This is a genomic window from Janthinobacterium sp. GW460-12-1-14-LB5 (assembly GCF_059423585.1).
On the sequence record NZ_JBWKYD010000001.1, the window covers coordinates 203204 to 227625 of the forward strand.

Consider the following 24422-nt stretch of genomic DNA (forward strand, 5'->3'; position numbering starts at 1 on the left):
ACTTTAAACCAATACTTTTTTCAGCCAGGCGCCGATGGCGTCGATTTCTTCCTGGCACAGCGAGTGCTGCATCATGTATTCGTGCCATTCCACCTTGTAACCCATGCCGGTGAGCAAGTCGCGCGATTGCTGCGCGCGGGTAATCGGCACCACGGGGTCGGCCGTGCCATGCGCCATGAAGATGGGCGTCTGCAGGCTGGCTGGCGTGCGCTCAAGAGCCGTCTTGTCGGCCAGCGGCAGGTAGCCGGACAGGCACATCAGGCCGGCCAGCGGTTCCGCGTGGCGCAAGCCCGTTTGCAGGGTCATGGCGCAGCCTTGCGAGAAGCCGGCCAGGATGATGCGGCTGGCGGGAATGCCGCGCGCCTTTTCGCGCGCGATCAGCGCTTCGATTTGTCCCTGCGAGGCGCGCAGGCCAGCCTCGTCTTCGCGGCGCACGAGGTCGTTCACGAGGATGTCGTACCAGGCGCGCATCACGTAGCCATTGTTGATGGTGACGGGCATGGTGCCGGCGCTGGGGAAAATGAAGCGGATGGCGGGGCAGCCGCGCAAATCGAGTTCTTTTACCAAGGGCACGAAATCGTTGCCGTCGGCGCCCAGGCCATGCATCCAGATGATGGAAACGGTGGGATTCGGTGCGCTGTCGAGTTCTATGGTTTCCAGCAAGGTGCTCATGTATTTTCCTCAGGTAATGGTTGCGCCGGACGCAGCGCCGATTTGGGACGGAAGGCCTTGCAGATGGCCGGGTCGGTTTCCATGTAGGGACCTCCGATGAGGTCGATGCAATACGGCACGGCGGCAAAGATGCCGTTCACCAATTGATTTCCATCAACATCCTTCAAGCCTTCCAGGGTTTCCTTGATGGCTTTCGGCTGGCCCGGCAAGTTCATGATCAGGCAAGCGCGCTCGGGCGTCTCGCGGATCACGGCCACCTGGCGCGACAGGATCGCCGTCGGCACGAATTGCAGGCTGATCTGGCGCATCTGTTCGCCGAAACCGGGCATTTCCTTGGTTCCGACGGTCAAGGTCGCATCCGGGGTCACGTCGCGCCGCGCCGGGCCCGTGCCGCCCGTCGTCAGGATCAGATGGCAGTGATTCAGGTCGACCATGTCGATCAGGGTGTTTTCAATCTGCGAGCGCTCGTCCGGAATCAGGCGTTTTTCCAGGCGGAAAGGCGTGCGGATGGCGGCGGACAGCCAGCTTTCCAGGGCCGGGATGCCTTGGTCTTCATACACGCCGCCGCTGGCGCGGTCGGAGATCGACACGAGGCCGATAATCAATTCGTCTTCTATCGTGGTCATGGGGCACCTGTCTATGTCGTAAAAAAACCGGGCTGATCCCGGTTTTTAGCTACTTTCGGGGTCTGACCCGCGGGTCTGACCCAGTTGCTTATTCGTCTTCTTCCGGCTCGACGCCATCTTCATCGGCATCTTTCTTGCCGCTGTTGTTCTTCTTGGCGATCTCTTTCAAGATCTGGAAGATTTCGCGGTAGGCTTTCGGCGGCTTGTTCTCGGCTTGCTCCTTGCGGGCATTGCGGATCAGGGTGCGCAGATGCTGCACGTCCAGTTCCGGGTTTTCCGACAGCAAGACGGTCAGGGCCTTGTCATCCGTCAAGAGTTTGTCGCGGCGGCGCTCCATCGCGTGCATATTGGCCGTGTCGGCTTTCGACAAGCCTTTCCAGCTATCGATGGTGCGTTGGATGGCGGCAACTTCTTCTTCATCCAGGGTGCGCATTTTCTTGCCCACGTATTGCAGCTGGCGGCGGCGGCCTTCGTGATCCTTGATTTGCTGGCATTCGAGAATGGCGTCGCGCACGTCTTCCGGCATCGGGACGCGCTTGACGCGGTCACGTGCCTCATTGACGAGTTCTTCGCCCAGCTTTTGCAGGACGGTCATCTGGCGCTTGAGTTCCGACTTCGACGGACGTTCATATTCCTGTTCGAATTCGGTGGATTGGAAGCCGCAAGCTCCCCGGTTTGGATTTGGCATGATAAGGCGGGATTGGCCGCGTAGGCCGCACCTGTAAACTGTAAACGACTGCTATGATAACCTTTTTAGCGGCTTTCCGAAGAAAACAGCGCATGAACGACTCCGTATTTACCCATAGTCAAGAGCAATTGCAGCAACTGGCCCGTGATGTGTTGTCTTTTGCGCGGGAAGCGGGCGGCACCGACGCTGCCGTCGAAGTCAGCGAAGGCGGCGGCCTGTCCGTTTCTGTACGAAAAGGCAAGATCGAAACGATCGAGCAAAACAAGGACAAGGGCATGGGCGTGACCGTGTTTGTCGGCAAGAAACGCGGCAATGCCAGCACCTCCGACTTTTCGCCGTCCGCCCTGCGTGCCACGGTGGACGCCGCCTACAATATCGCCCGCTTCACGGCCGAGGACGATTGCGCGGGGCTGGCGGACGCGGACATGCTGGAAATGTCTCCCCGCGATTTGCAACTGTTCTATCCCTGGCTCATTTCGACCGAGGAAGCCGTCGCCCTGGCCCAGCGGGCCGAAGCGGCCGCCTTTGCCGTCGACCCGCGCATCACGAACAGCGAGGGCGCCAGCGTGCACGTACAGCAATCGCACTTTGTATCCGCCAATTCGCGCGGCTTCATCGGCGGCTACCCGTTTTCGCGCCATACGCTGTCCGTGGCACCCATCGCCGGCAAGGGGGCGAAGATGCAGCGCGATGACTGGTATTCGTCCGTGCGCGACCCCGCCAAAATGTCGAGCCCGGAAGCCATCGGCCGCTACGCCGCCGAGCGCGCCCTGTCGCGCCTGAATGCGCGCAAGCTGGGCACGCGCACTTGCCCCGTGCTGTTCGAGGCGCCGCTGGCGGCTGGTTTGCTGGGTACCTATGTGCAAGCGACCTCGGGCGGCGCCCTGTACCGCAAATCCACGTTCCTGATCGATTCCCTGGGCACGCAAGTGCTGCCGTCGCACGTGCAGATCTTCGAAGACCCGCATGTGATCGGCGGCGTCGGTTCCGCGCCGTTCGACGAGGAAGGCGTGAAAACCGTCAGCCGCGACGTCGTCAAGGATGGCGTGGTGCAAGGCTATTTTCTGTCGACCTATACGGCCCGCAAGCTGGGCATGCAGACGACGGGCAATGCGGGCGGCTCGCACAATCTGTACCTGACGTCTTCCCAGACGGCTGCCAGCGACGATTTCAGTGCCATGCTGAAAAAGCTGGGCACGGGCTTGCTGGTGACGGAATTGATGGGGCAGGGAACCAATTACGTGACGGGCGACTATTCGCGCGGCGCCTCCGGTTTTTGGGTGGAAAATGGCGTGATTCAATACCCTGTGGAAGAAATCACCATCGCCGGCAACATGAAGGACATGCTGCGCAACATCGTTGCCGTGGGCGCCGACGTCTTGCGCCGCGGCACCAAAGAGACGGGTTCCATCCTCATCGAGAGCATGGTGGTGGCCGGCGGCTGAGCGCTTGCCTGCCCGCCGCGGCAACGCCGGGCAGGCGCCCCACGCTTTACTGCTGGACTTGATAGCCATCCGTCAGCGTGGCCAGGAACTTCACCATATCCTCGATCTCGCCCGCCGTCAGCGCGGGCGCCATGCCGCGCTTGCGGTCGAACGGCGCTTCGCTGACGTTCACGTTGGCGCGGTATCTGGCGGGTAGGTCATTGAATTTCCGCACTTTTCCCCGCTTGTCGCGCGGATACCATTCTTGTGGATGCGTATCGCGCCGCACGTAAAAACGCAGGGCATCCGTCAGGTTGTCAAACACGCCATTATGAAAAAACACCTGGCGCGTGGCCACATTGCGCAGGCTGGGCACCTTGAAGGCGCCGCATAACGCTGTTTTTGTTGCCAGGTCCGTGCGGTCGGGGCCGCACAAGCCCAGGTCGAAGTAGGCGGAATCGGCGGTGGCGGGAATGCGCGTATTGCGCGGCACGCCCAGATTGTCGAAACTGAAGTCCGTAAACAAGGGCGGTGCGCCATGTTCGCCCCGCACGCTGGGGTGGCAAGCGGCGCAATTGCCCTTGCGTTCATCGTTGAACAGGGCCAGGCCCCGCAATTCCGCGAGCTCCAGCGGAACCTTGTTGGCCAGGTAGAGGTCATATTTGGAATCGTAGCGGTGGAAGTCCGGCTCTTCCTGCTGGAATTGTTGCAAGGCATAGGTGATGCGCTTGAATGCCTGTTGCGGTTGCGCAAAGATGGCGTCGCCAAAGACGCGCCGGAATGCTTCCGCGTAACTGCCATTGCGCAGCCGTTGCACCACTTCATCCGTGCTGGCATTGGCCATTTCGTGCGCTGCCAGGAAAGGCCGTTCCGCCTGTTCCGCCAGGCTGGCGGCGCGGCCGTCGCGGTTGATGCCGCCGTTGGGCGCGCCCTCCTCGTCAAAACGGAAGGGCGGATTGTGCTCCAGGTAGCGCAGCGATGGCGTGGCGCGGTAGCCGTGCGTCTGGCCATCGGCCCCTCCCAGTTGCACGGCCAGCTTGTTGGCTGGCGCGTAAGCGTGGGCCGGGTCATGGCAGCTGGCGCACGACTGCTTGCCCGAGGCGGACAGGCCGGCATCGTGGAAGATGCGCCGCCCCAGCTGTGCGGCAGGGCTGAGTTCGGCCGCCGTGCCCCGCATGCCGTACACGCCAAGAAACAAGAATATGCACACGTGTGCAATTCGGGTCGGTGAAAATCGCGCCTCAGCGCGTGGCTGGTCTTTGCTGGTCATAGGTGGGGTCGCTATCGGCAAGGGGAGGGACAGGCAATGCTGCGCCCAGTATAGGCAGCAATGGCCGGTGTGGCAACGATTTGCGATGCTGCGCTGCGCCATGGCGGTGCCGCCCGTCGTGCCAGAGGGCGGCACGGGCGGCTGGCTGCGGCTCGGTCAGTATTGTTCCCACTCGCCTTCCTCCGCCATGGCGGGTGCGGCGCTCTTGCGGCTGGCGGGCGCCTGAGCGACGAGACGGGGCTGGACCGCCTTGGTGGCTGCGGGCTGTGGCGCCGGCTGTGGCGCTGGCCGCGGTGCTGGCGCGGTGGCTGGCAGCGCCTGCGTGCCGTCGAGCTTGAACACGCTGACGGCTTCGGCCAGGATGCCTGCCTGATCCTGCAGCGCTTCGGAGGCGGCAGCCGCTTCTTCCACGAGGGCGGCATTTTGCTGGGTCACGGCATCCATTTCCGTGATGGCCTGGTTGATCTGTTCAATCCCCGCTTCCTGCTCGTTGCTGGCGGACGTGATCTCGGCCATGATGTCCGTGACGCGCCGCACGCTATTGACGATCTCTTCCATGGTGCTGCCCGCCTGGTTCACGAGGGTGCTGCCGAGACTGACCTGGTGCACGGAATCATCGATGAGGATCTTGATTTCCTTGGCGGCGGAGGCGGAGCGGTGGGCCAGGTTGCGCACTTCCGTGGCTACCACGGCAAAGCCCCGTCCCTGTTCGCCCGCCCTGGCCGCTTCCACGGCCGCATTCAGGGCCAGGATATTGGTCTGGAAGGCAATGCCGTCGATGACGCTGATGATGTCGACGATTTTCTTCGACGAGGCATTGATGGAGTCCATGGTCGTGATCACTTCCGCCACCACCTGGCCGCCCTTGCTGGCCACGCTGGAGGCCGATTGCGCCATCTGGTTGGCCTGGCGCGCGTTTTCGCCATTCTGTTTGACGGTCGACGTCAGTTCTTCCATCGACGAGGCCGTTTCTTCCAGCGAGCTGGCTTGCTGTTCCGTGCGCGAGGACAGGTCCATATTGCCGGAGGCGATTTCACGCGAGCCATGGGCGATGGCATCCGTGCCATGGCGCACGCGGGCCACGATGCCTTGGAGATTGTCGTTCATGTCTTTCAGGGCGCGCAGCAGCAGGCCCGTCTCATCGTTGCCGCGCGCGTCGATGCTGACCGACAAGTCACCGGCCGCCACCCGTTGCGCCACCTTGACGGCTTCGGCGATGGGCCGGCTGATGGAGCGGCTGATCAGGACGGCCAGCGCGATGGCAATGGCCGTCGCCGCGATGGACAGGGACAAGGTCAGGATGATGGCCATGCGCCCATCGGCGGCGGCTTGCTTGCCTTCGCTTTCCATCAGCGATTCCTGGAAGCTGGCCATGGCCGCCAGAGCAGTCAAGAATTTTTCTTGCGGATAGCGCAGCTGAGTCAACAGGAAGATGCCCGCCGTTTCCGACTTGCCTTCTTGTAACAGCTTGATATTCGCATCGCGCGTTCTGGCATAGCTTTCGCGGCTGGTCATCACGGCCTGTAACAGTTCCTGGCCCTTGGGCGTATTGACCATGGTTTTCAGGCGCGCCAGCAGTTCCAGGTTCTTTTTGACCGAGGCCTGAATCTTGGTCACGGAACTGCTGACTTCGTCAGCATCGTTGGCGCCGATGATGGCGATGCTCAGCAGTCGGGCCTGGATATTGACCTCGGACTGTATCGTATTCGACAGCATGACCTTGACGTAGCGGTCGTTGAGAATTTTTTCCGTCGAGGTGTTGATGTTGCGAATGCGGCTGACGGAAACAAATGCCACCATGGCAAGCAGGACAATGATCAGGCCGAAACTGCAGGCCAGGCGGGTGCTGATTTTAAGCTTAGACATAGGTCATTCATCCTCGGCGAAAAGCGGAAAGCGTGCGCAGGGAATCGTCCCGCGGACAGGCGGTGTCCATTCAAGACGATGCTGATGCGGTCAGTTTGCGTTACAGAAAGCTAATTCGGCAGGGACAAGGCCGTGGATGCGTATTGCCGGTGGCCGGGAAGTCATGGCGACCCGCCCGGCGAGATATTCTTGCGGGGCCGCGCAGCGTGGCACGGCCCGATTCTGTTGCTTAGTGTAGGACGATAATTTCTGGCAAGCAAGATGTTAAGAAAAAAATCTGCTCGGCCAGCAACGCTTGTCGTGCGGTCAAAAAAAAGCCCCGGCGAGCGGGGCATGGGATCAAGCGGGCCGTATCGGCCCTGGCGCTCAGGCGCGCAAGGTGGACAGGATAGGCTGCAGCACGGCCGCGCCCAGGGCGGCGCTGCGGGCACCGCTCCAGCCCGTTTGGGCATCGGGATCGTTGGCGTTGTCCTTGAACGGCAGTTCCAGGGTCAGCGACAGGCAACCGAAGGCATGGGTGATGTGGGGCGAGCCCATGGTCAGCACTTCCGGCGTGAACGGGCCGTCTTCGTAGCCGTGCTCATCCTGGAAGTCGGGGCTGGCCACCTTGAAGTCGGCAATGAAGCGGTCTTGCTCGGCTTTTTGTGCTGGCGTGAAATTTTCCAGCGCATCGCTGCCGGCCACGAAGACGTAGGGCAAGCCTTCGTCGCCATGCACGTCGAGGAACAGGTCGCAACCGATTTCATGCATTTTCTGTTTCACCAGGAACACTTCCGGGCTGCGCTCCATGGTCGGCGTCATCCATTCGCGGTTCAGGTTGGCGCCGGCCGCGTTGGTGCGCAGGTTACCGTGCACGGAACCGTCCGGGTTCATGTTCGGCACCACGTAGAAGACGGCGTCTTGCAGGCATTGGCGGGCAAACGGATTGGCCTGGTCCAGCAAGGCTTCGAGCATGCCTTCGACAAACCATTCGGCCATTGTCTCGCCCGGATGCTGGCGCGCGATGACCCAGACTTTTTTCTCGGCATCGGCGTCGCCGACGACCAGCAGATTCATGTCGCGGCCTTCCACCGTGCTGCCCAGGTCGATCAGGCGCACCAGCGGCGACGCTTGCGCGCTGTCGATCAGGGCCAGGTGGCGGTCCCATGGGTACGGTTCGAAATAGGCGTAGTAGACGCTTTCTTCCTCGGGGGTGTGTTCGATGGTCATCACTGTGCCGTCAAAGCTGGTCGGCACGCGGAACCAGGTTTCGCGGTCGTAGCTGGCCACGGCCTGATAATCTTTCCAGCCGTCCGGGTAGGCGGACTTGCCGGCATTCATGAAGCGGATCGTGCACGCCTCGCCTTGCGCGCCTTGCAGGCGGAAATAAAACCACTGCGTGATGTCGGCGTGGGAATCCTTGCGGATGTTCAGCTCGATGGATTGGGCATCGTCGGCGCGCAGCACCTCGATCGCGCCGGCGTCGAATTGCTGGCTGATTTTAATGGTCATGAGTGTTCCTGATAAAAACATATGGGTTTTGCATCGTGTGCAATGGCGCGATGATACCCGTTTTAGCCACGCCTTTGTGCTGGCGCAAACGACGACGGACGTCCTTTGCTAACGTGGAAGCTCCGACATGGGGAGATCATTATGGACGACCATAGCAACCACATACGCGAACTGGAAAAGAAAATCAGCGCCCTCAGCGACGCCCTGGCGCACCTGGGCAAGGGCACGACCTTGCAGGAATTGCTGCGCATCATACGTTTCCCCGGCTATACCACGCCTGCCGAGTTCACCTTCAACGCCGCCATCCTTGACACCATGCTGGTGCAGGCCAATGCGTTGGAAAAGCTAGGGCAGGATTTGCTGGCAGGGGCCAAGCAGGTGGTGGCAAAACAGTGAGCAGGCGGTGACTTACAACACCTAGTAAAACCGTAGCGAGCGGAAGGGAGTTGTGGTTGAGAAGCGCAACTGTACGAAGGTACAGTGAGCATCGCAGGCCGCAAATACCGACGCGCAGTAGGTTTTGATAGGTGTTCTTATTCCTGAACGCCTGAAAAATGGCCAGGGCAAGGCGCAGGGCCGCAGGCAGTACGAACGTACGCCCAGGCCCTGCAACGCCGCCATGGACGTTTTATCAGGTGTTCAGTCCGCCGAAACGTTCAAAAAACCACGGCTCGACAGACGGCGCATGCTCATCCTCGCGCCGCAGGGTGGCCAGGATATGTTCCTCGGCGGCCGCATGGGTGATGCGGTACAGGTCGCGCGCCAGCGCATAGGCTTGCGTGCCGGGCCACGGCTCGGGCAGCAGTTCGACGGGCAGTTGCGGGTCGTGCAATTGCACGCGACGGTAGGCGTGCGTCAGCAGCGAGCGGATGACGAAGGCTTGCTCCGCATCGAAGACGGGCGCTTCCTGTAGCAGGGTCAGCAGGGGTTGGAAGCTGGCGATGAATTTTTCGTAGCCGGCCATCACTTCCGACAAGTCCCAGCATTCGCCCACCATGTCGCGCAGGGGGCGTGTGCTGACACCCGGCAACTCTGTTGTGTGGCAGACATACAGCTTGCCTTGCACCTCGTTGCGCACGAGGATATCTTCCAGCGCTTCCGTATTGCTGGCCGGGTGGCCAAAGATGCCCGGGGAGATCAAGCCATAGCCGGCCCATAACAATTCCTTGCGCAGCGCCCCCCGTTCGGCCGCGCCGATGCTGCCGGCCGGGCCGATCACCAGGGTCCAGCTGCCATCCCAGTGCACGACCAGCGGCGCATAGATGCGGCGGTAGGCGCGTTCGAAGCGGGCCAGCGCCTCCGGGCGTATCGTATAGGCGCTGCGGCGGCCGTCGCGCTGTGAGCTGAGCCAGCCTTCCTGTGCCAGGCGGAACACGCTGGTACGCAATAGCCGGTCATTGACGCCAAATGGCGCCAGCAGTTCGATCAGGCTGCCCAGCCAGATGGCGCCGCCGCGCGGCACGATGGCGTCGCCAAAGATGGTCATCACCAGGGACTTCGAGCGCGGTGGGTCGCTTTCCAGGAAATCGGCTATCCATGCCGTGCAGCGGGTGTTCTTCATGTGGTTCCGGTCTGGCCGTGTTGCGGTCGGTTCAATAAAAGCAGCAGTTTACTTGGCTGCGCGGGTAGCGCGGCAATAATTTGCCGGAAGCGCTGGGGGCGCTCCGTAGTGTTTTCTGATAAGCAATATCATACGCACAAAAAAGCTGCACAAGATACGATTTTTTAAAATGACTCACATCAAGTGTATGCAAATCGTTTTTTGTATCGTATTATCTGTTCATCGCACCGCGTTACTGCGCAAAATCAAAGACATGGGAGACAGATCATGTACGCACAAATGGTTGAAACCGGCCTCAAGAACGTCCGCTCCATCGACGACATGGGCCAGGAAGAGCGCGCTTTCCAGGCGCGCATCGACGAAGGCATCAAGATCGAGGCCAAGGACTGGATGCCGGACGCCTACCGCAAGACCCTGATCCGCCAGATTTCGCAGCACGCGCACTCGGAAATCGTCGGCCAATTGCCTGAAGGTAACTGGGTCACGCGCGCGCCGACCCTGAAACGCAAGTCGATCCTGCTGGCGAAGATCCAGGACGAAGCGGGCCACGGCCTGTACCTGTACAGCGCCGCGGAAACCCTGGGCGTTTCGCGCGACGACTTGCTGGCCGCCTTGCACTCGGGCAAAGCCAAGTATTCCAGCATCTTTAACTATCCCACCCTGTCGTGGGCCGACATGGGCGCCATCGGCTGGCTGGTCGACGGCTCCGCCATCATCAACCAGATTCCCCTGTGCCGCTGCTCCTACGGTCCGTATGCGCGCGCCATGATCCGCGTCTGCAAGGAAGAATCGTTCCATGCGCGCCAGGGCTACGACATCATGATGTCGCTGTGCAAGGGCACTCCCGAGCAGAAAGCCATGGCGCAGGATGCCTTGAACCGCTGGTGGTGGCCATCGTTGATGATGTTCGGCCCGTCCGACGCCGCCTCCGTCAACAGCGCCCAATCGGCGCAATGGCGCATCAAGCTGTTTTCGAACGATGAATTGCGCCAGCGCATGGTCGACCAGACCGTGCCGCAAATCGAATACCTGGGCTTGACCGTGCCCGATCCCGACCTGAAGTTCAATGCGGAAACGGGCCACTATGAATTCGGCGAGATCGACTGGTCCGAGTTCAACAATGTCCTGAAGGGCAACGGCCCGTGCAACCGCGAGCGTTTGCAAACGCGCGTGAAAGCGTATGAAGACGGTGCATGGTTCCGCGATGCCTTGGTCGCGTATGCAGACAAGCAAGCCGCTAGCAAAGCGGCAGCCTGAAATATCTATAAAAGGGGATAGCAACATGAGCAAAGAATGGCCATTGTGGGAAGTGTTCATCCGCAGCCAGCACGGCCTGGCGCACAAGCATGTGGGCAGCCTGCACGCTTCCGACGCCGCCATGGCGGTCAACCATGCGCGCGACGTTTACACGCGCCGCAATGAAGGCGTGAGCATCTGGGTGGTGCGCGCGGCCGATATCGTCGCCAGCAGCCCCGGTGACAAGGGCGCCCTGTTCGAACCGTCGAACAGCAAGGTGTACCGCCATCCCACCTTCTTCCCGATGCCGGAAGAAGTCAAGAATCTGTGATGGGAGCGCCTGCAATGGATGACAAGGTCAACTACCTCCTGCGTTTGGGCGACAATGCCCTGATCCTCAGCCAGCAGCTGTCGCAGCTGTGCGGCAAGGGCCCGGCGCTGGAAGAAGACATGGCGCTGACCAACGTGGCGCTCGACTTGCTGGGCCAGACGCGCTTGTGGTTCAGCTATGCGGCCGAACTGGAAAACGCCGGCCGCGACGAGGACGACATCGCCTTCTTGCGCGATGCCCACGATTTCAAGAACTGCCTGCTGGTCGAACAGCCGAACGGCAATTACGCCGACACCATGATGCGCCAGTTCTTCTTCGACAGCTGGCACTACTTCCAGCTGCTGGAACTGACAAAATCGGCGGATGCCCGCATCGTCGACGTGGCGCAAAAGTCGATCAAGGAAGTGACCTATCACTTGCGCCGCAGCGGCGACCTGATCGTGCGTCTCGGCGACGGCACGGCGGACAGCCATGCGAAAACGCAGGCCGCGGCCGACAAGCTGTGGATGTACACGGGCGAGATGTTCACGTACGACGCCGTCGACCAGGCCATGGTCGCCGCCGGCATCGCGCCGCCATCGGACGTGCTGCGCCGGGCCTTCCTCGAACACGTGGCCGAGATATTCGCCGAAGCGACGCTGGTCATGCCGGCGCCCGACGCCTGGATGCAAAAGGGCGGCAAGCAGGGCACGCACACGGAGCACCTGGGTTTTATCCTGGCCGAGATGCAGTTCCTGCAGCGCGCCTATCCCGGGGCGGAGTGGTAATGAACACGGCCGGTGGCGCCGCGGCGCTGGACGCGGCACAGGTCTGGACCTGGCTGGGCGAGGTGCCCGACCCGGAAATCCCCGTCATCTCGGTGGTGGACCTGGGTATCGTGCGCGCCGTTGATGTCGTCAGCAGCGAAGAGTGCGTCGTGACGATCACGCCCACGTATTCGGGCTGCCCGGCGATGCAGGTGATCGCCGACGCCGTCACCGATGCCTTGCGCAGCCATGGCGTGGTCAAGGTGACGCTGGTAAACCAGCTGGCGCCCGCCTGGACGACGGACTGGATGAGCGAGGCGGGCAAGGCCAAGCTGAAAGGCTATGGCATCGCCCCGCCGCAGCAGCAGGTGATCGACATCAGCGGTTTGCGTGGTGGAGTCAAGCGCCAGGCCATGCCCAAGCTGGACGTGATCTGCCCGAACTGCGGCTCGACGCATACGCAGCTGACCAGCCAGTTCGGCTCCACGCCGTGCAAGGCACTGTACAAATGCCTGGCTTGCCGCGAACCGTTTGACTACTTCAAGTGCCACTAAAAAAATCAGGCACACGTTCCGAAGAAACTGGAGATGAAGCATGAGTAAATTTTATCCGCTGTCCGTGGCCAACGTGCGCAATGAAACGCGCGACACCATCGCCGTCACGTTCGACGTGCCAGCGGAACTGCAGCAGCAGTTCCGCTTCCAGCAGGGCCAGCACCTGACCCTGCGCGCCAATATCAATGCGGAAGACGTGCGCCGTTCGTATTCCATCTGTTCGGCGGTGCAGGACGGCACCCTGCGCGTGGCCATCAAGCGCACGCCGGGCGGCGCCTTTTCCACCTGGGCGAACGATACCCTGAAAGCCGGCGCCACTATCGAGGTGATGCCGCCCATGGGCCACTTCAACGTGCCGCTCGATTGCGTCAACCGCAAGCACTACCTGGCGTTTGCGGCCGGCAGCGGCATCACGCCCATCCTCTCCATCATCAAGACGACTCTGCTGACGGAACCCCTGAGCCGTTTCACCCTGTTCTACGGCAACCGCGCCTCGTCGTCCGTCATCTTCAAGGAAGAATTGACGGATTTGAAGGATGTGTACCTGGAGCGTTTGAACCTCGTCTACGTGATGAGCCGCGAGCAGCAGGACATCGAATTGTTCAATGGCCGCATCACGCAGGAAAAATGCGAACAGTTCCTGCAGCACTGGATCAAAGTCGAAGACTACGACAACGCGTTTATTTGCGGCCCGGAAGACATGATGCTCGGTGTCTCCGCTGCCCTGCAGGCGGCCGGCATGCCCAAGCAGAACATCAAGATTGAACTGTTCGCCGCCAGCATCCCGAAAAACGCCCACAAGCCACGCGCCCAGCTGGCTGCGGATGCGGTGCAGGAAACGGAAGTGACCGTCATCATGGATGGCAACCACACCACCTTCACGATGGACAAGGACAAGGAATCCATCCTCGACGCGGGCCTGCGCCATGGGCTGGACATGCGCTACTCGTGCAAGGGCGGCGTGTGCTCGACCTGCCGCTGCAAGATCCTCGACGGCAAGGTCGAGATGGACGTCAACTACGCGCTGGAAGACTACGAAGTGGCGCGCGGCTTCGTCCTCAGTTGCCAGAGTTTTCCATTGACCGACAAGGTCGTGGTGGACTTCGACCAGGCTGAATAAAGCCGGCGCAGGGCTGACGCCCTGCCGTATCCATTACAAAAGCGAGACGCCATGACCTACCAAAACATCCTCTTCACCATCGAGCAGGGTATCGCCACTCTGACCCTGAACCGTCCCGACAAGCTCAATAGCTTTACGCAAGCCATGCACGAGGAAGTGCGCGACGCGATTGCGCAAGTGAACGCCGACAGCACCGTGCGCGTCTTCGTGCTGACGGGCGCGGGCCGCGGCTTTTGCGCGGGCCAGGATTTGTCCGACCGCGCCGTGGAACCCGGTTCGAAGGGCGTGGACCTGGGCGAGTCGGTGGAAAAGAACTACGCGCCGCTGGTGCTGGCCTTGAAAGCCTTGCCTATGCCAGTGATCTGCGCCGTCAACGGCGTGGCCGCGGGTGCGGGCGCCAACCTGGCGCTGGCCTGCGACATCGTCATCGCCGGCAAGTCGGCCAGTTTCGTGGAAGTGTTCTGCAAGCTGGGTCTGATCCCGGACACGGGCGGCACCTTCTTCCTGCCACGGCTGATCGGTTCGGCGCGCGCCATGGGCTTGGCCATGCTCGGTGAAAAACTGACGGCGGAAAAGGCCGAGGACTGGGGCTTGATCTGGAAATGCGTCGAGGATGCCCAACTGGCGGAAGAAACGCGCAAGCTGGCCGTGCACTTTTCCACGGCGCCGACCAAGGGCCTGGCGTTCACCAAGCAGGCACTGGCTCTCAGTGGCTCCAATACCCTGCCGCAGCAGCTGGCGCTGGAAGCGCGCATGATGAGCGATCTCGGTAACAGCGACGATTACCGCGAAGGCGTGGCCGCCTTCATGGAAAAGCGCGCACCGCAATTCAAGGGACATTGATATGGCAGCTTTGGACAACAACAGTATCGTCGCCGTCATCGGCAGCGGCGCCATGGGCGCCGGCATCGCGCAGGTGGCCGCCGCCGCCGGTTACCGCGTCAAACTGTACGACACGCGCGCAGAAGCCGTCAGCAAGGCCTTGCTCGATATTGGCAAGATGTATGCGAAGCTGGCCGAAAAGGGCCGCATGACGGCTGACGATGCGGCAGCCGCCACGGCGCGCCTGCAGGCGGCCGGCAGCCTGGCCGATGTGAGCGATGCATCCCTGGTGGTGGAGGCCATCGTGGAAAATCTCGACGTCAAGCGCGGCCTGTTCGCGGAACTGGAAGCGCTGGTCAGCGACGACTGCATCCTGGCGACGAATACCTCGTCGATTTCCGTCACGGCCATCGCCGCCAAGCTGCGCCGCCCGGAACGCCTGGTCGGCATGCATTTCTTTAATCCCGTGCCCCTGATGGCGCTGGTGGAAGTGATCAGTGGCCTGGCCACCAGCGAGCAGGTTGCCGCCACCGTCTACGACACGTCTATCGCCTGGGGAAAAAATCCCGTGCATGCGAAATCGACGCCCGGCTTCATCGTCAACCGTGTCGCCCGTCCGTTTTATGCGGAAGGCTGGCGTTTGCTCAATGAACAGGCAGGCGACCCCGCCACTATCGATGCCGTGCTGCGCGAAGCGGGCGGTTTCCGCATGGGCCCCTTCGAATTGATGGACCTGATCGGCCATGACGTGAATTTCTCCGTCACGCAATCCGTGTTCGGCGCCTACTTCAACGACCCGCGCTTCACGCCATCCGTGCTGCAGCAGGAAATGGTCAACGCCGGTTTCCTGGGTCGCAAATCGGGCCGTGGTTTTTATCAGTATGGCGAAGGCGCGGCTGCCCCTGTCGCGCAGGCGGAAGCCCCGCAGCCGAAGCCGGAATTCGTCGCCCTGTCGGCGGCCGTCGGCGGCGATGGACGTGGCCACAGCGGCGTCATTCGCAGCCTGGTGCAGCGGCTGGAGCAGGCTGGCATCACGGTCAGCCGCCGCGTGACGCAGGAAGGCCAGACACACGACGAAGCGCCGGCCCTGCATTGCCATGGCGCCGCGATTTATCTGACCGATGGCCGCAGCGCCACCCAGCGCGCGCACGACAACCAGCATCCGGACACGGTGCTGTTCGACCTGGCGCTCGATTACGCCGGTGCAAAGCGCATCGCCGTGGCCCGTGCCGACCAGTGCAGCGACGAGGCCTATGCGGCCGTCGTCGGCCTGTTCCAGGCGGCCGGTTTCACCGTCACGCGCCTGGACGACGTGCCTGGCCTGGCCGTCATGCGCACGGTCGCCATGCTGGCCAACGAGGCGGCCGACGCCGTCAACCAGGGCGTGTGCACGGCGGATGCCGTCGATATCGCCATGCAGAAGGGCGTCAATTACCCGCGTGGACCGCTGGCCTGGGCCGATGCGGTCGGCGTTCAACAGATCGTGACCGTGCTGCACCACCTGGCGCAAGGCTATGGCGAAGACCGCTACCGGGTCTCGCCGCTGCTGCGCCGCAAACTCGCCAATGGAGCCCAGTTTCATGCATAAGGAACACCCTATCCACGCTGCCCAGGCCTTGGCCGAAACGGCCGCCGCCTCCATGCTGTCGCGCGATAACGCCACCGCTGCCATGGGCATCGCCCTGGCCGACGTGGGCCCCGGCCATGCGCGCATGACGATGACGGTGCGCGCAGACATGCTCAATGGCCACCAGACCTGCCATGGCGGCTTTATCTTCGCCCTGGCCGACAGCGCCTTCGCCTTCGCCTGCAACAGCTACAACATGAACACCGTGGGCGCCGGCTGCACCATCGACTACCTGGCACCGGGCCGTGAAGGCGACGTGCTGACGGCGCACGCCGTCGAGCAGGCGCTGGCCGGCAAGAGCGGCGTCTATGACGTCAAGGTCAGCAACCAGGAAGGCCGCGCCATCGCGCTCTTCCGCGGCAAGTCGATCCGCGTGGCGGGCGAAGTCATACAAGAGCAGGCTTGAACTGCCAGTACCGATTGAACAGTTAAAGAATTAAACAGGAGACAATGATGGTCCAACGAATTCCCGCCCCGAATGACCTCGAGCCGATCGAACGCGCCAGCAAGGATGAACTGCAGGCGCTGCAGCTCGAACGCATGAAATGGACGCTCAAGCACGCGTATGACAACGTGCCCCATTACCGCGCCGCTTTTGACGAAGCGGGTGTGCATCCGGACGACCTGAAGTCCCTGGCCGACCTGTCGAAATTCCCGTTCACCGATAAAAAAGTCTTGCGCGACAATTACCCGTTTGGCCTGTTCGCCGTGCCGCGCGAGCAAGTGGTGCGCATCCACGCGTCCAGCGGCACCACGGGCAAGGCCACGGTGGTTGGCTACACGCAGAACGACATCGATACCTGGGCCAACGTGGTGGCGCGCTCGATCCGCGCCGGCGGCGGCCGCGCGGGCGACATGGTGCATATCTCCTACGGCTACGGCCTGTTCACGGGCGGCCTGGGCGCGCACTACGGCGCCGAGCGCCTGGGCTGCACGGTTATCCCGATGTCCGGCGGGCAGACGGAAAAGCAAGTGCAGTTGATCCAGGATTTCAAGCCATCGATCATCATGGTCACGCCGTCCTACATGCTCAACATCATCGAGGAGTTCACGCGCCAGGGCCTGGACCCGGCCGAATCGTCGCTGAAGGTGGGCATCTTCGGCGCGGAACCGTGGACGGACGCCATGCGTTCGGAAATCGAGGCGCGCGCCGGCATCGACGCCGTCGACATCTATGGCCTGTCCGAAGTGATGGGGCCTGGCGTGGCGTCAGAATGCATCGAAAGCAAGGATGGTCCCGTCATCTGGGAAGACCATTTTTATCCCGAGATCATCGATCCCGAAACGGGCGAAGTGCTGCCGGATGGCGAGGAGGGCGAACTGGTCTTCACCTCGCTGTCGAAGGAAGCGCTGCCTGTCATCCGCTACCGCACGCGCGACCTGACCCGCTTGCTGCCGCCCACCTCGCGCTCCATGCGCCGCATCGGCAAGATCACGGGCCGCTCGGACGACATGCTGATCATCCGCGGCGTAAACGTCTTCCCCACCCAGATCGAAGAGCTGATCCTCAAAATGCCGAAGCTGGCGCCGCAATACCAGCTGGTGGTCACGCGCGACGGCCACCTCGACAAGCTCGAAGTGATCGCCGAGCTGCGCATCGACCTGACGGCCACCATCTCGGCCAGCGAAACGGACGCGCTGGCGCGCGAGCTGGAACACCGCATCAAGACGCACGTGGGCGTGAGCACGCGCGTGCGCCTGGTGGCCGCTGCCGGCATCGAACGCACGCTGACGGGCAAGGCCCGCCGCGTGGTCGACCAGCGCCCGAAGATTTTCTCCTGATAGCCCGAACAAGGAAGCAAACATGAACGAAGCCTTTATCTGTGACGCCGTGCGCACACCTTTCGGCCGCTACGGCGGTGCACTATCCAGCGTGCGCGCCGACGATCTGGGTGCGCTGCCGATTGCCGCGCTGATCGCCCGTAACCCGTCCGTCGACTGGTCCGCCATCGACGACGTGTTCTACGGTTGCGCCAACCAGGCGGGCGAGGACAACCGCAACGTGGGCCGCATGGCCGCGCTGCTGGCCGGCTTGCCTGCCGCCGTGCCGGCCAACACCATCAACCGCCTGTGCGGCTCCAGCCTGGACGCCGTGGGTCTCGCTGCCCGCTCCATCAAGGCGGGCGAGGCGGAGCTGATCATCGCCGGCGGCGTGGAAAGCATGACGCGCGCACCGTTCGTGATGGGCAAGGCCGACAGCGCGTTTTCGCGCGCGGCAAAAATCGAAGACACGACCCTGGGCTGGCGTTTCGTCAACGGCAAGATGAAAACGCAGTACGGCATCGACACCATGCCGGAAACGGCGGAAAACGTGGCCGTGGAATTTGGCATCAGCCGCGCCGACCAGGACGCGCTGGCCTTGCGCAGCCAGCAGCGCTGGGCCGCCGCCAACGCGGCTGGCGTGTTCGATCGCGAAATCGTGCCCGTCGCCGTGCCGCAAAAAAAGGGCGAGCCGAAGATGGTGACGATGGATGAACATCCGCGTCCGGATACCTCGATCGAGATGCTGGCAAAGCTCAAGGGCGTAGTCAAGCCGGACGGCAGCGTCACGGCCGGTAATGCCTCGGGCTTGAACGACGGCGCCTGCGCCATCCTGCTGGCGTCCGCCGCCGCCGTCGATAAATACAAATTGACGCCCCGCGCAAAGGTGCTGGGCATGGCCACGGCCGGCCTGGCGCCGCGCATCATGGGCTTCGGTCCGTCTCCGGCGTCGCGCAAGGTGCTGGCGCAGACGGGACTCACCATCGGGCAGATGGACGTTATCGAACTCAATGAAGCGTTTGCGGCGCAGGCGCTGGCCGTCACGCGCGACCTGGGCCTGACCGACGATGCGGCCCACGTGAACCCGAATGGCGGCGCGATTGCCATCGGCCATCCGCTGGGCGCATCGGGCGCGCGCCTGGTGATGGCCGCGCTGAACCAGCTGGAACGCACGGGCGGGCGCTATGCGCTGTGCACCATGTGCATCGGCGTGGGACAGGGTATTGCTGTCGTCATTGAACGCGTATAAAAAAGTAAAACAACAAAAAAGGCGCTGGCTTGCAAAAAAGCGCCAACCATAATTGACCGTAGTGCCAACCTGGTGGAGACCACAATGATTGCCAATATCTTCAAGAAAACCCTGATCGCCGGCGTGCTGGCCATGACTGCCGCGGGTGCGTACGCGGCCGACAACATCAAGATCGGTTCCGTGCTGTCCGTCACGGGTCCGGCCGCCTTCCTGGGCGACCCGGAACTGAAAACCCTGCAGCTGTACATCGAGAAAATCAATGCGGCCGGCGGCGTCCTGGGACGCAAGCTGGAACTGGTGCACTACGACGATGGCAGCGATGCGGCCAAGGCCAACGGTTTTACCAAGCGCCTGATCGAGTCGGACAAGGTCGACGTGCTGATCGGCGGCACCACCACGGGCGCGACGATGGCGATGGCGCCGCTGGTGGAGCGCGCCAGCATGCCGTTCATTTCGCTGGCCGGTGCCGTGGTCATCATCGATCCGGTCAAGAAGTGGGTCTTCAAGACGCCGCATACGGACCGCATGGCGGCCGAGAAGGTGTTCGAGGACATGAAGAAGCGCGGCATCAGCAAGGTGGGCCTGCTGTCGGAAACGAGCGGCTTCGGCGCCTCGGGCCGCAAGGAATCGCAGATCGTCGCCTCGAAATACGGCATCACGCTGGTGGCCGATGAAACCTACGGTCCGAAAGACACGGATATCACGGCGCAGCTCACGCGCATCAAGAATACGGCTGGCGTGCAGGCCGTCTTCGTCTTCGGCCTGGGCCAGGGCCCGGCCGTGGTGACCAAGAACTACGGCCAGCTGGGCATGGCCGCGCTGCCGCTGTACCAGTCGCATGGCGTGGCGTCGGACGAATACCTGAAGCTGTCGGGCAAGGCTGCCGAAGGCGTGCGCCTGCCGACGCCGGCCCTCTTGATCGGCGCCATGCTGCCCGACAGCGACGCGCAAAAGGCCGTCGTCGTCGGCTACGACAAGACGTATAAAGAGCGCTACAAGATCGACCCGTCGACCTTCGGCGGCTATGCGCTCGACGCCCTGAACCTGTCGGTGGACGCCATCAAGCGCGCCGGCGGCACGGATCGCGAAAAAGTGCGCACGGCGCTGGAGCAGACCAAGGGTTTTGTCGGCACCACGGGTGTCTTCAACATGTCGGCCAAGGACCACATGGGCCTGGATCTGTCGGCTTTCCGCATGGTGCAAGTGAAGAACGGCGAATGGCAATTGTCGAAGTGATGTAAGCCAGAGTACCTGCGCGAGGCCGCCCTTGAAGACGGCCCGCGCATAGCCGAACATAATGGAGACACCATGGAAGTCGCTCAATTTCTACAATTTCTGTATTCCGGGATGACGGTCGGTTCCGCCTACGCGCTGGCGGCGCTGGGCTTTACCATCATCTACAACACCAGCGGCGTGATCAATTTCGCCCAGGGCGAATTCATCATGCTGGGCGGGATGCTGGCCGCCGTGATGTCGGCCGCCGGCGTGCCGCTGCCGCTGGCCATCATCCTGGCCGTCGTCGCCACCGGCATCGTTGGCCTGCTGATGGAAAAAACCGTGATCGAACCGGCGCAGAACGCGCAGGTCATCACCCTCTTGATCATCACCATCGGCGCCTCGCTGGTGCTGCGCGGCCTCGTGCAAATCTGGCTGGGCAAGGATACGCACTCGCTGCCGGCCTTTTCCGGCGACGCGCCGATCGAATTTTTGGGCGCCAGCCTGCTGCCGCAAAGCCTGTGGGTGCTGGGCGTGACGGTCGTCATCGTGCTGGTGCTGGGCTGGTTCTTCGGCCGCACGCTGATGGGCAAGGCCATGCTGGCCACCTCGCACAACAAGCTGGCCGCGCAACTGGTGGGCATCAACACGCGCAAGGTGCTGCTGTTCTCGTTCGGCCTGTCGGCTCTGCTGGGCGCGGCGGGCGGCATCCTCGTCGCACCGATCACGTACACGTCCCATGACGCGGGCATCATGCTGGGCCTGAAAGGCTTTGTCGCCGCCGTATTGGGTGGCCTGGGCGGCGGCGCGGGCGCGATTGCCGGTGGCCTGATCCTCGGCATCGCCGAAGCCATGACGGCCGGCTACATCTCGTCGGCCTACAAGGATGCCGTGCCTTTCGTGCTGATTTTATTGATCCTGTTCTTCCTGCCGCAAGGCTTGTTTGGCGCTAAAAATTCGGAGCGTGTATGAAGAATTTCCTTACCCGCTCGCGTCACGGTGGCCTGTTGTTGCTGGCCCTGGTGCTGGCCATCCTGCCCCTGTTCCTCAGCAACGCGTTTTACTATGACGTGGCGATCCGCATCGCCCTCAACGCCATCGTCGTCATCGGCCTGAACCTCTTGATGGGCTATACGGGCCAGATCAGCCTCGGTCACGCGGGTTTCTATGGCCTGGGCGCGTATGCGTCGGCCGTGCTGACCACGCACTATGGCTGGCCGCCGCTGGCTGCCCTGGCCGCCGGCGCCGTCGCCACGGGCTTGCTGGCGCTGCTGCTGGCGCGTCCCGTCTTGAAGCTCAAGGGCCATACCCTGGCCATGGCGACCCTGGGCCTGGGCATCATCATTTCCATCGTCATCAACAATGAGACGCAATGGACCGGTGGCCCGGACGGCATCGGCGTCGCCGCCTTCAGTGTCGCCGGCCTGGAAATCTCCGGTGAAAAATCGTGGTACCTGGTGTGCGCCGTGCTGCTGTTGCTGGTGACGTGGCTGGCCCTGAACCTGATCGATTCGCCCGTCGGCCGCGCGCTGCAGGCCATCCACGGCTCGGAAGTGGCGGCCCGCGTGGTCGGCGTCGATACGACGCGCTTCAAGGTGCGCGTGTTCGTGCTGTCGGCCGTCATCGCCAGCATCGCGGGCAGCATCAGTGCCCATTACATCGGTTTCATCACGCCCAACCTGGCCGGTTTCTTCCACTCGATCGAGCTGGTGACGATGGTGGTGGTGGGCGGCATGGCGTCGATCTTCGGTTCCATCATCGGCGCAGCGCTGCTGACGATCCTGCCGCAATTGCTGTCCAGTTTTGAAGGCTGGGAAACGGTGGTGTTCGGCGTGATCCTGATGGCCACCATGATCTTTATGCCCAAGGGGTTGGTGCCGAGCCTGGCCAGCCGTTCGCGCAAGCGGGCCGCCACGCCGAAGGCGCCCGTCAAAGCTGAGCAGGAGGTGTGAGATGCTGACGATTAATAATCTGAGCAAGAGCTTCGGCGGCGTGCACGCGGTGCAGGACGTGAGCTTCACCGTCAAGGAAGGCAATATCCACTCCGTGATCGGGCCGAACGGCGCCGGCAAGACGACCCTGTTCAACCTGATCACCGGTGTCTACACGCCGACCAAGGGCGAGATCCTGCTCAATGGCGAGAACGTGGCCGCCATGCCGCCCGATGCGCTGGCGCGGCGCGGCATGAGCCGCACCTTCCAGAACCTGCAGGTGTGCATGAACATGACGGCCATCGACAATGTGATGGTGGGCGCGCACCTGCGCCTGAACCAGAACCTGTTCGCCTCCATGCTGCGTTTGCCGTCCGTGCGCCGCGCCGATGCGGCTTGCCGCGACGAGGCGGCGGGCCTGATGGAGTTTGTCGGCGTGGGCCGGCATATCGATGACGAGGCGGGGCAGATGTCGTATGGCGCGTTAAAGCGCCTGGAAATCGCCCGCGCGCTGGCGGCCAAGCCGAAGGTGCTGCTGCTCGACGAACCGGCGGCGGGCTTGAACCACACGGAAACGGGCGAGATCGAAGTCCTGATCCGCAAGGTGGCGCAATCGGGCGTGACGGTGGTGCTGGTCGAGCATGACATGAAACTGGTGATGAATTTGTCGGACCATATCCTGGTGCTCGACTATGGCAAGAAGCTGGCCGAAGGGACCGCCGCCGAAGTGCGCGCCAATCCCGACGTGGTGGCGGCATACCTGGGAGTGGCGGCATGATGAAGATGGAAAAACCTCAGACACCGCTGGTGCTCGATATCGCCGGCCTGACCAGCCATTACGGCCGCATCCAGGCCCTGCACGGCATCGACCTGCAAGTGCGCCAGGGCCAACTGGTGGCGCTGGTGGGCGCGAATGGCGCCGGCAAGACGACCCTGCTGCGGGCGATTTCCGGCGTGCAGCCGATCAGCGCCGGCAGCATCGCCTTCGCCGGCCAGGATGTCAGCCGCATGAGCGCCGACAAGCGCGTGCGCAGCGGCATCTGCCAGGTGCCGGAAGGGCGGCAAGTGTTCGGCCCCATGACGGTGGAAGACAATCTGCGCCTGGGTGCCTTTACGCGTCCGGCGCAGGACGTGGCCGGCGACATGGAGCGCATGTACGGCCTATTCCCGATCCTGAAGGAAAAGCGCCTGCTGCTGGCCGGCACGCTGTCCGGTGGGCAGCAGCAGATGCTGGCCATGGCGCGCGCGCTGATGGGCCGCCCGCAACTGCTGCTGCTCGATGAACCGAGCATGGGCCTGGCGCCGCTCCTGATCGCGGAAATCTTCCGCATCGTGGCCGATCTGCGCGACCAGGGCATCACCATCTTCCTCGTCGAGCAGAACGCGCACGCGGCCTTGTCGATCGCCGATGTGGGCTATGTGATCGAGACGGGCGCCATCACGCTGTCCGGTCCCGGTCCCGAATTGCTGCATAACGAGCAGGTACAAAGCGCGTACCTGGGTATGTAACCCGAAAGGCAAATACTGGGGTCGGACCCTGAGGGGCCGACCCCGGCAGTACAAGGTTTGGGGGGCAGGGAAGCGTCACCCCAATGCATGAATAGGAGAGCAACATGGTCAAAGTCTACGAAATCAACGGCGTCACCCCCGTCGTCCACCCCAGCGCCTATGTGCACCCGTCGGCCGTGCTGATCGGCGACGTGATCGTCGGCCCGCGCTGCTATATCGGCCCGCTGGCCTCGATCCGCGGCGATTTCGGCCGATTGATCCTGGAAGAGGGCGCGAACCTGCAGGATACCTGCGTCATGCACGGTTTCCCCGGCTGCGACACGGTGGTCGAAGTCGACGGCCATATCGGCCATGGCGCCGTCCTGCACGGCTGCCGCATCGGCCGCAACGCGCTCGTCGGCATGAACGCCGTGGTGATGGATAACGCCGTCATCGGCGAGGAATCCATCGTCGCCGCCATGAGTTTCGTCAAGGCGGGCATGATCGTCGCGCCGCGCAGCATGGTGGTCGGCACGCCCGCCAAGATCATCCGCGCGCTGACCGACGATGAAATCAAATGGAAAAGCTCGGGCACGGGCCAGTACCACGAACTGGCCGTGCGCTCGATGCAAACGATGCGCGAAGTGGAAGCCCTGACGCAAGTCGAGGCTAACCGCCAGCGTCTCAATTTCGAATCGGCCTTGCCGCTGCATTTGCACAAGAACGCTGCGGCGCAGTAAAAAC

The 24422-nt window shown here is 62.5% G+C and carries 25 protein-coding genes; 18 read left to right on the forward strand and 7 right to left on the reverse strand.

Annotated elements, in window-relative coordinates:
- Positions 1-3 precede the first annotated feature (3 nt).
- The 3 genes from AC07X6_RS00985 to yjgA all read right to left on the reverse strand — a co-directional run bounded on the left by AC07X6_RS00985 (position 4) and on the right by yjgA (position 1986).
- Positions 4-672, reverse strand: a complete 669-nt coding sequence (locus AC07X6_RS00985) for an alpha/beta hydrolase (protein ID WP_230538991.1) — start codon at positions 670-672, stop codon at positions 4-6.
- Positions 669-1298: a molybdopterin adenylyltransferase gene (gene mog, locus AC07X6_RS00990; RefSeq protein ID WP_494789779.1), complete on the reverse strand. Its 630-nt coding sequence runs from the start codon at positions 1296-1298 to the stop codon at positions 669-671. Before mog ends, AC07X6_RS00985 begins: the two co-directional genes overlap by 4 nt.
- Before the next feature lie 88 nt (positions 1299-1386).
- The gene (gene yjgA, locus AC07X6_RS00995) at positions 1387-1986 is read right to left on the reverse strand and encodes a ribosome biogenesis factor YjgA (RefSeq protein ID WP_131373528.1); all 600 of its coding nucleotides are present in this window, start codon (positions 1984-1986) and stop codon (positions 1387-1389) included.
- Between the two features lie 92 nt (positions 1987-2078).
- Between yjgA and pmbA the strand changes: the two genes are divergently transcribed.
- Positions 2079-3431 carry a metalloprotease PmbA gene (pmbA, locus tag AC07X6_RS01000; RefSeq protein WP_494789780.1) on the forward strand — a complete coding sequence of 451 codons (1353 nt, stop codon included), beginning with the start codon at positions 2079-2081 and terminating at the stop codon, positions 3429-3431.
- Between the two features lie 46 nt (positions 3432-3477).
- Here the strand turns inward: pmbA and AC07X6_RS01005 are convergent, their stop codons facing one another.
- From AC07X6_RS01005 to AC07X6_RS01015, 3 genes are all read right to left on the reverse strand, one after another.
- Positions 3478-4620, reverse strand: a complete 1143-nt coding sequence (locus AC07X6_RS01005; protein ID WP_494789781.1) for a cytochrome-c peroxidase — start codon at positions 4618-4620, stop codon at positions 3478-3480.
- A 216-nt stretch (positions 4621-4836) separates the two neighbouring features.
- Positions 4837-6546, reverse strand: coding sequence for a methyl-accepting chemotaxis protein (locus tag AC07X6_RS01010; RefSeq protein ID WP_494789782.1), 1710 nt, complete (start codon positions 6544-6546; stop codon positions 4837-4839).
- A 366-nt stretch (positions 6547-6912) separates the two neighbouring features.
- Positions 6913-8037 carry a M14 family metallopeptidase gene (locus tag AC07X6_RS01015; protein WP_494789783.1) on the reverse strand — a complete coding sequence of 375 codons (1125 nt, stop codon included), beginning with the start codon at positions 8035-8037 and terminating at the stop codon, positions 6913-6915.
- Between the two features lie 141 nt (positions 8038-8178).
- On the opposite strand from AC07X6_RS01015, the gene AC07X6_RS01020 reads away from it, so the two are divergent.
- Positions 8179-8433 carry a hypothetical protein gene (locus AC07X6_RS01020; protein WP_230538985.1) on the forward strand — a complete coding sequence of 85 codons (255 nt, stop codon included), beginning with the start codon at positions 8179-8181 and terminating at the stop codon, positions 8431-8433.
- 235 nt (positions 8434-8668) lie between these two features.
- Here AC07X6_RS01020 and paaX read toward each other — a convergent pair whose 3' ends face one another.
- Positions 8669-9598 (reverse strand): phenylacetic acid degradation operon negative regulatory protein PaaX, encoded by a 930-nt coding sequence (gene paaX / locus AC07X6_RS01025; protein ID WP_494789784.1) that lies wholly within the window; start codon positions 9596-9598, stop codon positions 8669-8671.
- 267 nt (positions 9599-9865) lie between these two features.
- Between paaX and paaA the strand changes: the two genes are divergently transcribed.
- The 16 genes from paaA (at position 9866) to paaY (ending at position 24418) form a co-directional block, all read left to right on the forward strand.
- The gene (gene paaA / locus AC07X6_RS01030) at positions 9866-10855 is read left to right on the forward strand and encodes a 1,2-phenylacetyl-CoA epoxidase subunit PaaA (RefSeq protein ID WP_474292907.1); all 990 of its coding nucleotides are present in this window, start codon (positions 9866-9868) and stop codon (positions 10853-10855) included.
- 25 nt (positions 10856-10880) lie between these two features.
- Positions 10881-11165: a 1,2-phenylacetyl-CoA epoxidase subunit PaaB gene (gene paaB / locus AC07X6_RS01035; RefSeq protein WP_070224239.1), complete on the forward strand. Its 285-nt coding sequence runs from the start codon at positions 10881-10883 to the stop codon at positions 11163-11165.
- Positions 11166-11179: 14 nt separating this feature from the next.
- On the forward strand, positions 11180-11932 hold the full coding sequence (paaC, locus tag AC07X6_RS01040) for a 1,2-phenylacetyl-CoA epoxidase subunit PaaC (RefSeq protein ID WP_494789885.1): 753 nt from the start codon (positions 11180-11182) through the stop codon (positions 11930-11932).
- Complete coding sequence (paaD, locus tag AC07X6_RS01045; RefSeq protein ID WP_494789785.1) at positions 11932-12465, forward strand: 1,2-phenylacetyl-CoA epoxidase subunit PaaD; 534 nt, start codon at positions 11932-11934, stop codon at positions 12463-12465. The genes paaC and paaD overlap by 1 nt, the downstream gene beginning before the upstream one ends.
- Positions 12466-12505: 40 nt before the next feature.
- Positions 12506-13585, forward strand: a complete 1080-nt coding sequence (gene paaE / locus AC07X6_RS01050; protein WP_474292903.1) for a 1,2-phenylacetyl-CoA epoxidase subunit PaaE — start codon at positions 12506-12508, stop codon at positions 13583-13585.
- Between the two features lie 51 nt (positions 13586-13636).
- Entirely contained in the window at positions 13637-14428 is a 792-nt protein-coding gene (gene paaG / locus AC07X6_RS01055) for a 2-(1,2-epoxy-1,2-dihydrophenyl)acetyl-CoA isomerase PaaG (RefSeq protein WP_494789786.1), read from the forward strand.
- Between the two features lies 1 nt (position 14429).
- Positions 14430-15995 (forward strand): 3-hydroxyacyl-CoA dehydrogenase PaaH, encoded by a 1566-nt coding sequence (gene paaH / locus AC07X6_RS01060; protein WP_494789787.1) that lies wholly within the window; start codon positions 14430-14432, stop codon positions 15993-15995.
- A complete protein-coding gene (gene paaI / locus AC07X6_RS01065; protein ID WP_494789788.1) occupies positions 15988-16440 on the forward strand; it encodes a hydroxyphenylacetyl-CoA thioesterase PaaI in 453 nt (150 codons plus the stop codon). The genes paaH and paaI overlap by 8 nt, the downstream gene beginning before the upstream one ends.
- A gap of 47 nt (positions 16441-16487) precedes the next feature.
- Positions 16488-17816, forward strand: coding sequence for a phenylacetate--CoA ligase PaaK (gene paaK, locus AC07X6_RS01070; RefSeq protein ID WP_494789886.1), 1329 nt, complete (start codon positions 16488-16490; stop codon positions 17814-17816).
- A gap of 22 nt (positions 17817-17838) precedes the next feature.
- On the forward strand, positions 17839-19044 hold the full coding sequence (gene pcaF, locus AC07X6_RS01075; RefSeq protein ID WP_494789789.1) for a 3-oxoadipyl-CoA thiolase: 1206 nt from the start codon (positions 17839-17841) through the stop codon (positions 19042-19044).
- A gap of 84 nt (positions 19045-19128) precedes the next feature.
- Positions 19129-20280 carry an ABC transporter substrate-binding protein gene (locus AC07X6_RS01080; RefSeq protein WP_494789790.1) on the forward strand — a complete coding sequence of 384 codons (1152 nt, stop codon included), beginning with the start codon at positions 19129-19131 and terminating at the stop codon, positions 20278-20280.
- A 72-nt stretch (positions 20281-20352) separates the two neighbouring features.
- A complete protein-coding gene (locus AC07X6_RS01085; RefSeq protein ID WP_494789791.1) occupies positions 20353-21231 on the forward strand; it encodes a branched-chain amino acid ABC transporter permease in 879 nt (292 codons plus the stop codon).
- Entirely contained in the window at positions 21228-22211 is a 984-nt protein-coding gene (locus tag AC07X6_RS01090) for a branched-chain amino acid ABC transporter permease (protein ID WP_494789792.1), read from the forward strand. The genes AC07X6_RS01085 and AC07X6_RS01090 overlap by 4 nt, the downstream gene beginning before the upstream one ends.
- Position 22212: 1 nt before the next feature.
- Positions 22213-22968: an ABC transporter ATP-binding protein gene (locus tag AC07X6_RS01095; protein ID WP_230538973.1), complete on the forward strand. Its 756-nt coding sequence runs from the start codon at positions 22213-22215 to the stop codon at positions 22966-22968.
- Positions 22968-23699: an ABC transporter ATP-binding protein gene (locus AC07X6_RS01100; RefSeq protein ID WP_494789887.1), complete on the forward strand. Its 732-nt coding sequence runs from the start codon at positions 22968-22970 to the stop codon at positions 23697-23699. The genes AC07X6_RS01095 and AC07X6_RS01100 overlap by 1 nt, the downstream gene beginning before the upstream one ends.
- Positions 23700-23803: 104 nt before the next feature.
- Positions 23804-24418, forward strand: a complete 615-nt coding sequence (gene paaY / locus AC07X6_RS01105; RefSeq protein ID WP_046684302.1) for a phenylacetic acid degradation protein PaaY — start codon at positions 23804-23806, stop codon at positions 24416-24418.
- The last annotated feature ends 4 nt before the right edge of the window (positions 24419-24422 follow it).

Coding starts and splice junctions, on each gene's coding strand:
- AC07X6_RS00985 (WP_230538991.1), bottom strand. CDS start 672: ATGAGCACCTTGCTGGAAACCATAGAACTCGACAGCGCACCGAATCCC.
- mog (WP_494789779.1), bottom strand. CDS start 1,298: ATGACCACGATAGAAGACGAATTGATTATCGGCCTCGTGTCGATCTCC.
- yjgA (WP_131373528.1), bottom strand. CDS start 1,986: ATGCCAAATCCAAACCGGGGAGCTTGCGGCTTCCAATCCACCGAATTC.
- pmbA (WP_494789780.1), top strand. CDS start 2,079: ATGAACGACTCCGTATTTACCCATAGTCAAGAGCAATTGCAGCAACTG.
- AC07X6_RS01010 (WP_494789782.1), bottom strand. CDS start 6,546: ATGTCTAAGCTTAAAATCAGCACCCGCCTGGCCTGCAGTTTCGGCCTG.
- AC07X6_RS01015 (WP_494789783.1), bottom strand. CDS start 8,037: ATGACCATTAAAATCAGCCAGCAATTCGACGCCGGCGCGATCGAGGTG.
- AC07X6_RS01020 (WP_230538985.1), top strand. CDS start 8,179: ATGGACGACCATAGCAACCACATACGCGAACTGGAAAAGAAAATCAGC.
- paaX (WP_494789784.1), bottom strand. CDS start 9,598: ATGAAGAACACCCGCTGCACGGCATGGATAGCCGATTTCCTGGAAAGC.
- paaA (WP_474292907.1), top strand. CDS start 9,866: ATGTACGCACAAATGGTTGAAACCGGCCTCAAGAACGTCCGCTCCATC.
- paaB (WP_070224239.1), top strand. CDS start 10,881: ATGAGCAAAGAATGGCCATTGTGGGAAGTGTTCATCCGCAGCCAGCAC.
- paaC (WP_494789885.1), top strand. CDS start 11,180: ATGGATGACAAGGTCAACTACCTCCTGCGTTTGGGCGACAATGCCCTG.
- paaD (WP_494789785.1), top strand. CDS start 11,932: ATGAACACGGCCGGTGGCGCCGCGGCGCTGGACGCGGCACAGGTCTGG.
- paaE (WP_474292903.1), top strand. CDS start 12,506: ATGAGTAAATTTTATCCGCTGTCCGTGGCCAACGTGCGCAATGAAACG.
- paaG (WP_494789786.1), top strand. CDS start 13,637: ATGACCTACCAAAACATCCTCTTCACCATCGAGCAGGGTATCGCCACT.
- paaH (WP_494789787.1), top strand. CDS start 14,430: ATGGCAGCTTTGGACAACAACAGTATCGTCGCCGTCATCGGCAGCGGC.
- paaI (WP_494789788.1), top strand. CDS start 15,988: ATGCATAAGGAACACCCTATCCACGCTGCCCAGGCCTTGGCCGAAACG.
- paaK (WP_494789886.1), top strand. CDS start 16,488: ATGGTCCAACGAATTCCCGCCCCGAATGACCTCGAGCCGATCGAACGC.
- pcaF (WP_494789789.1), top strand. CDS start 17,839: ATGAACGAAGCCTTTATCTGTGACGCCGTGCGCACACCTTTCGGCCGC.
- AC07X6_RS01080 (WP_494789790.1), top strand. CDS start 19,129: ATGATTGCCAATATCTTCAAGAAAACCCTGATCGCCGGCGTGCTGGCC.
- AC07X6_RS01085 (WP_494789791.1), top strand. CDS start 20,353: ATGGAAGTCGCTCAATTTCTACAATTTCTGTATTCCGGGATGACGGTC.
- AC07X6_RS01090 (WP_494789792.1), top strand. CDS start 21,228: ATGAAGAATTTCCTTACCCGCTCGCGTCACGGTGGCCTGTTGTTGCTG.
- AC07X6_RS01095 (WP_230538973.1), top strand. CDS start 22,213: ATGCTGACGATTAATAATCTGAGCAAGAGCTTCGGCGGCGTGCACGCG.
- AC07X6_RS01100 (WP_494789887.1), top strand. CDS start 22,968: ATGAAGATGGAAAAACCTCAGACACCGCTGGTGCTCGATATCGCCGGC.
- paaY (WP_046684302.1), top strand. CDS start 23,804: ATGGTCAAAGTCTACGAAATCAACGGCGTCACCCCCGTCGTCCACCCC.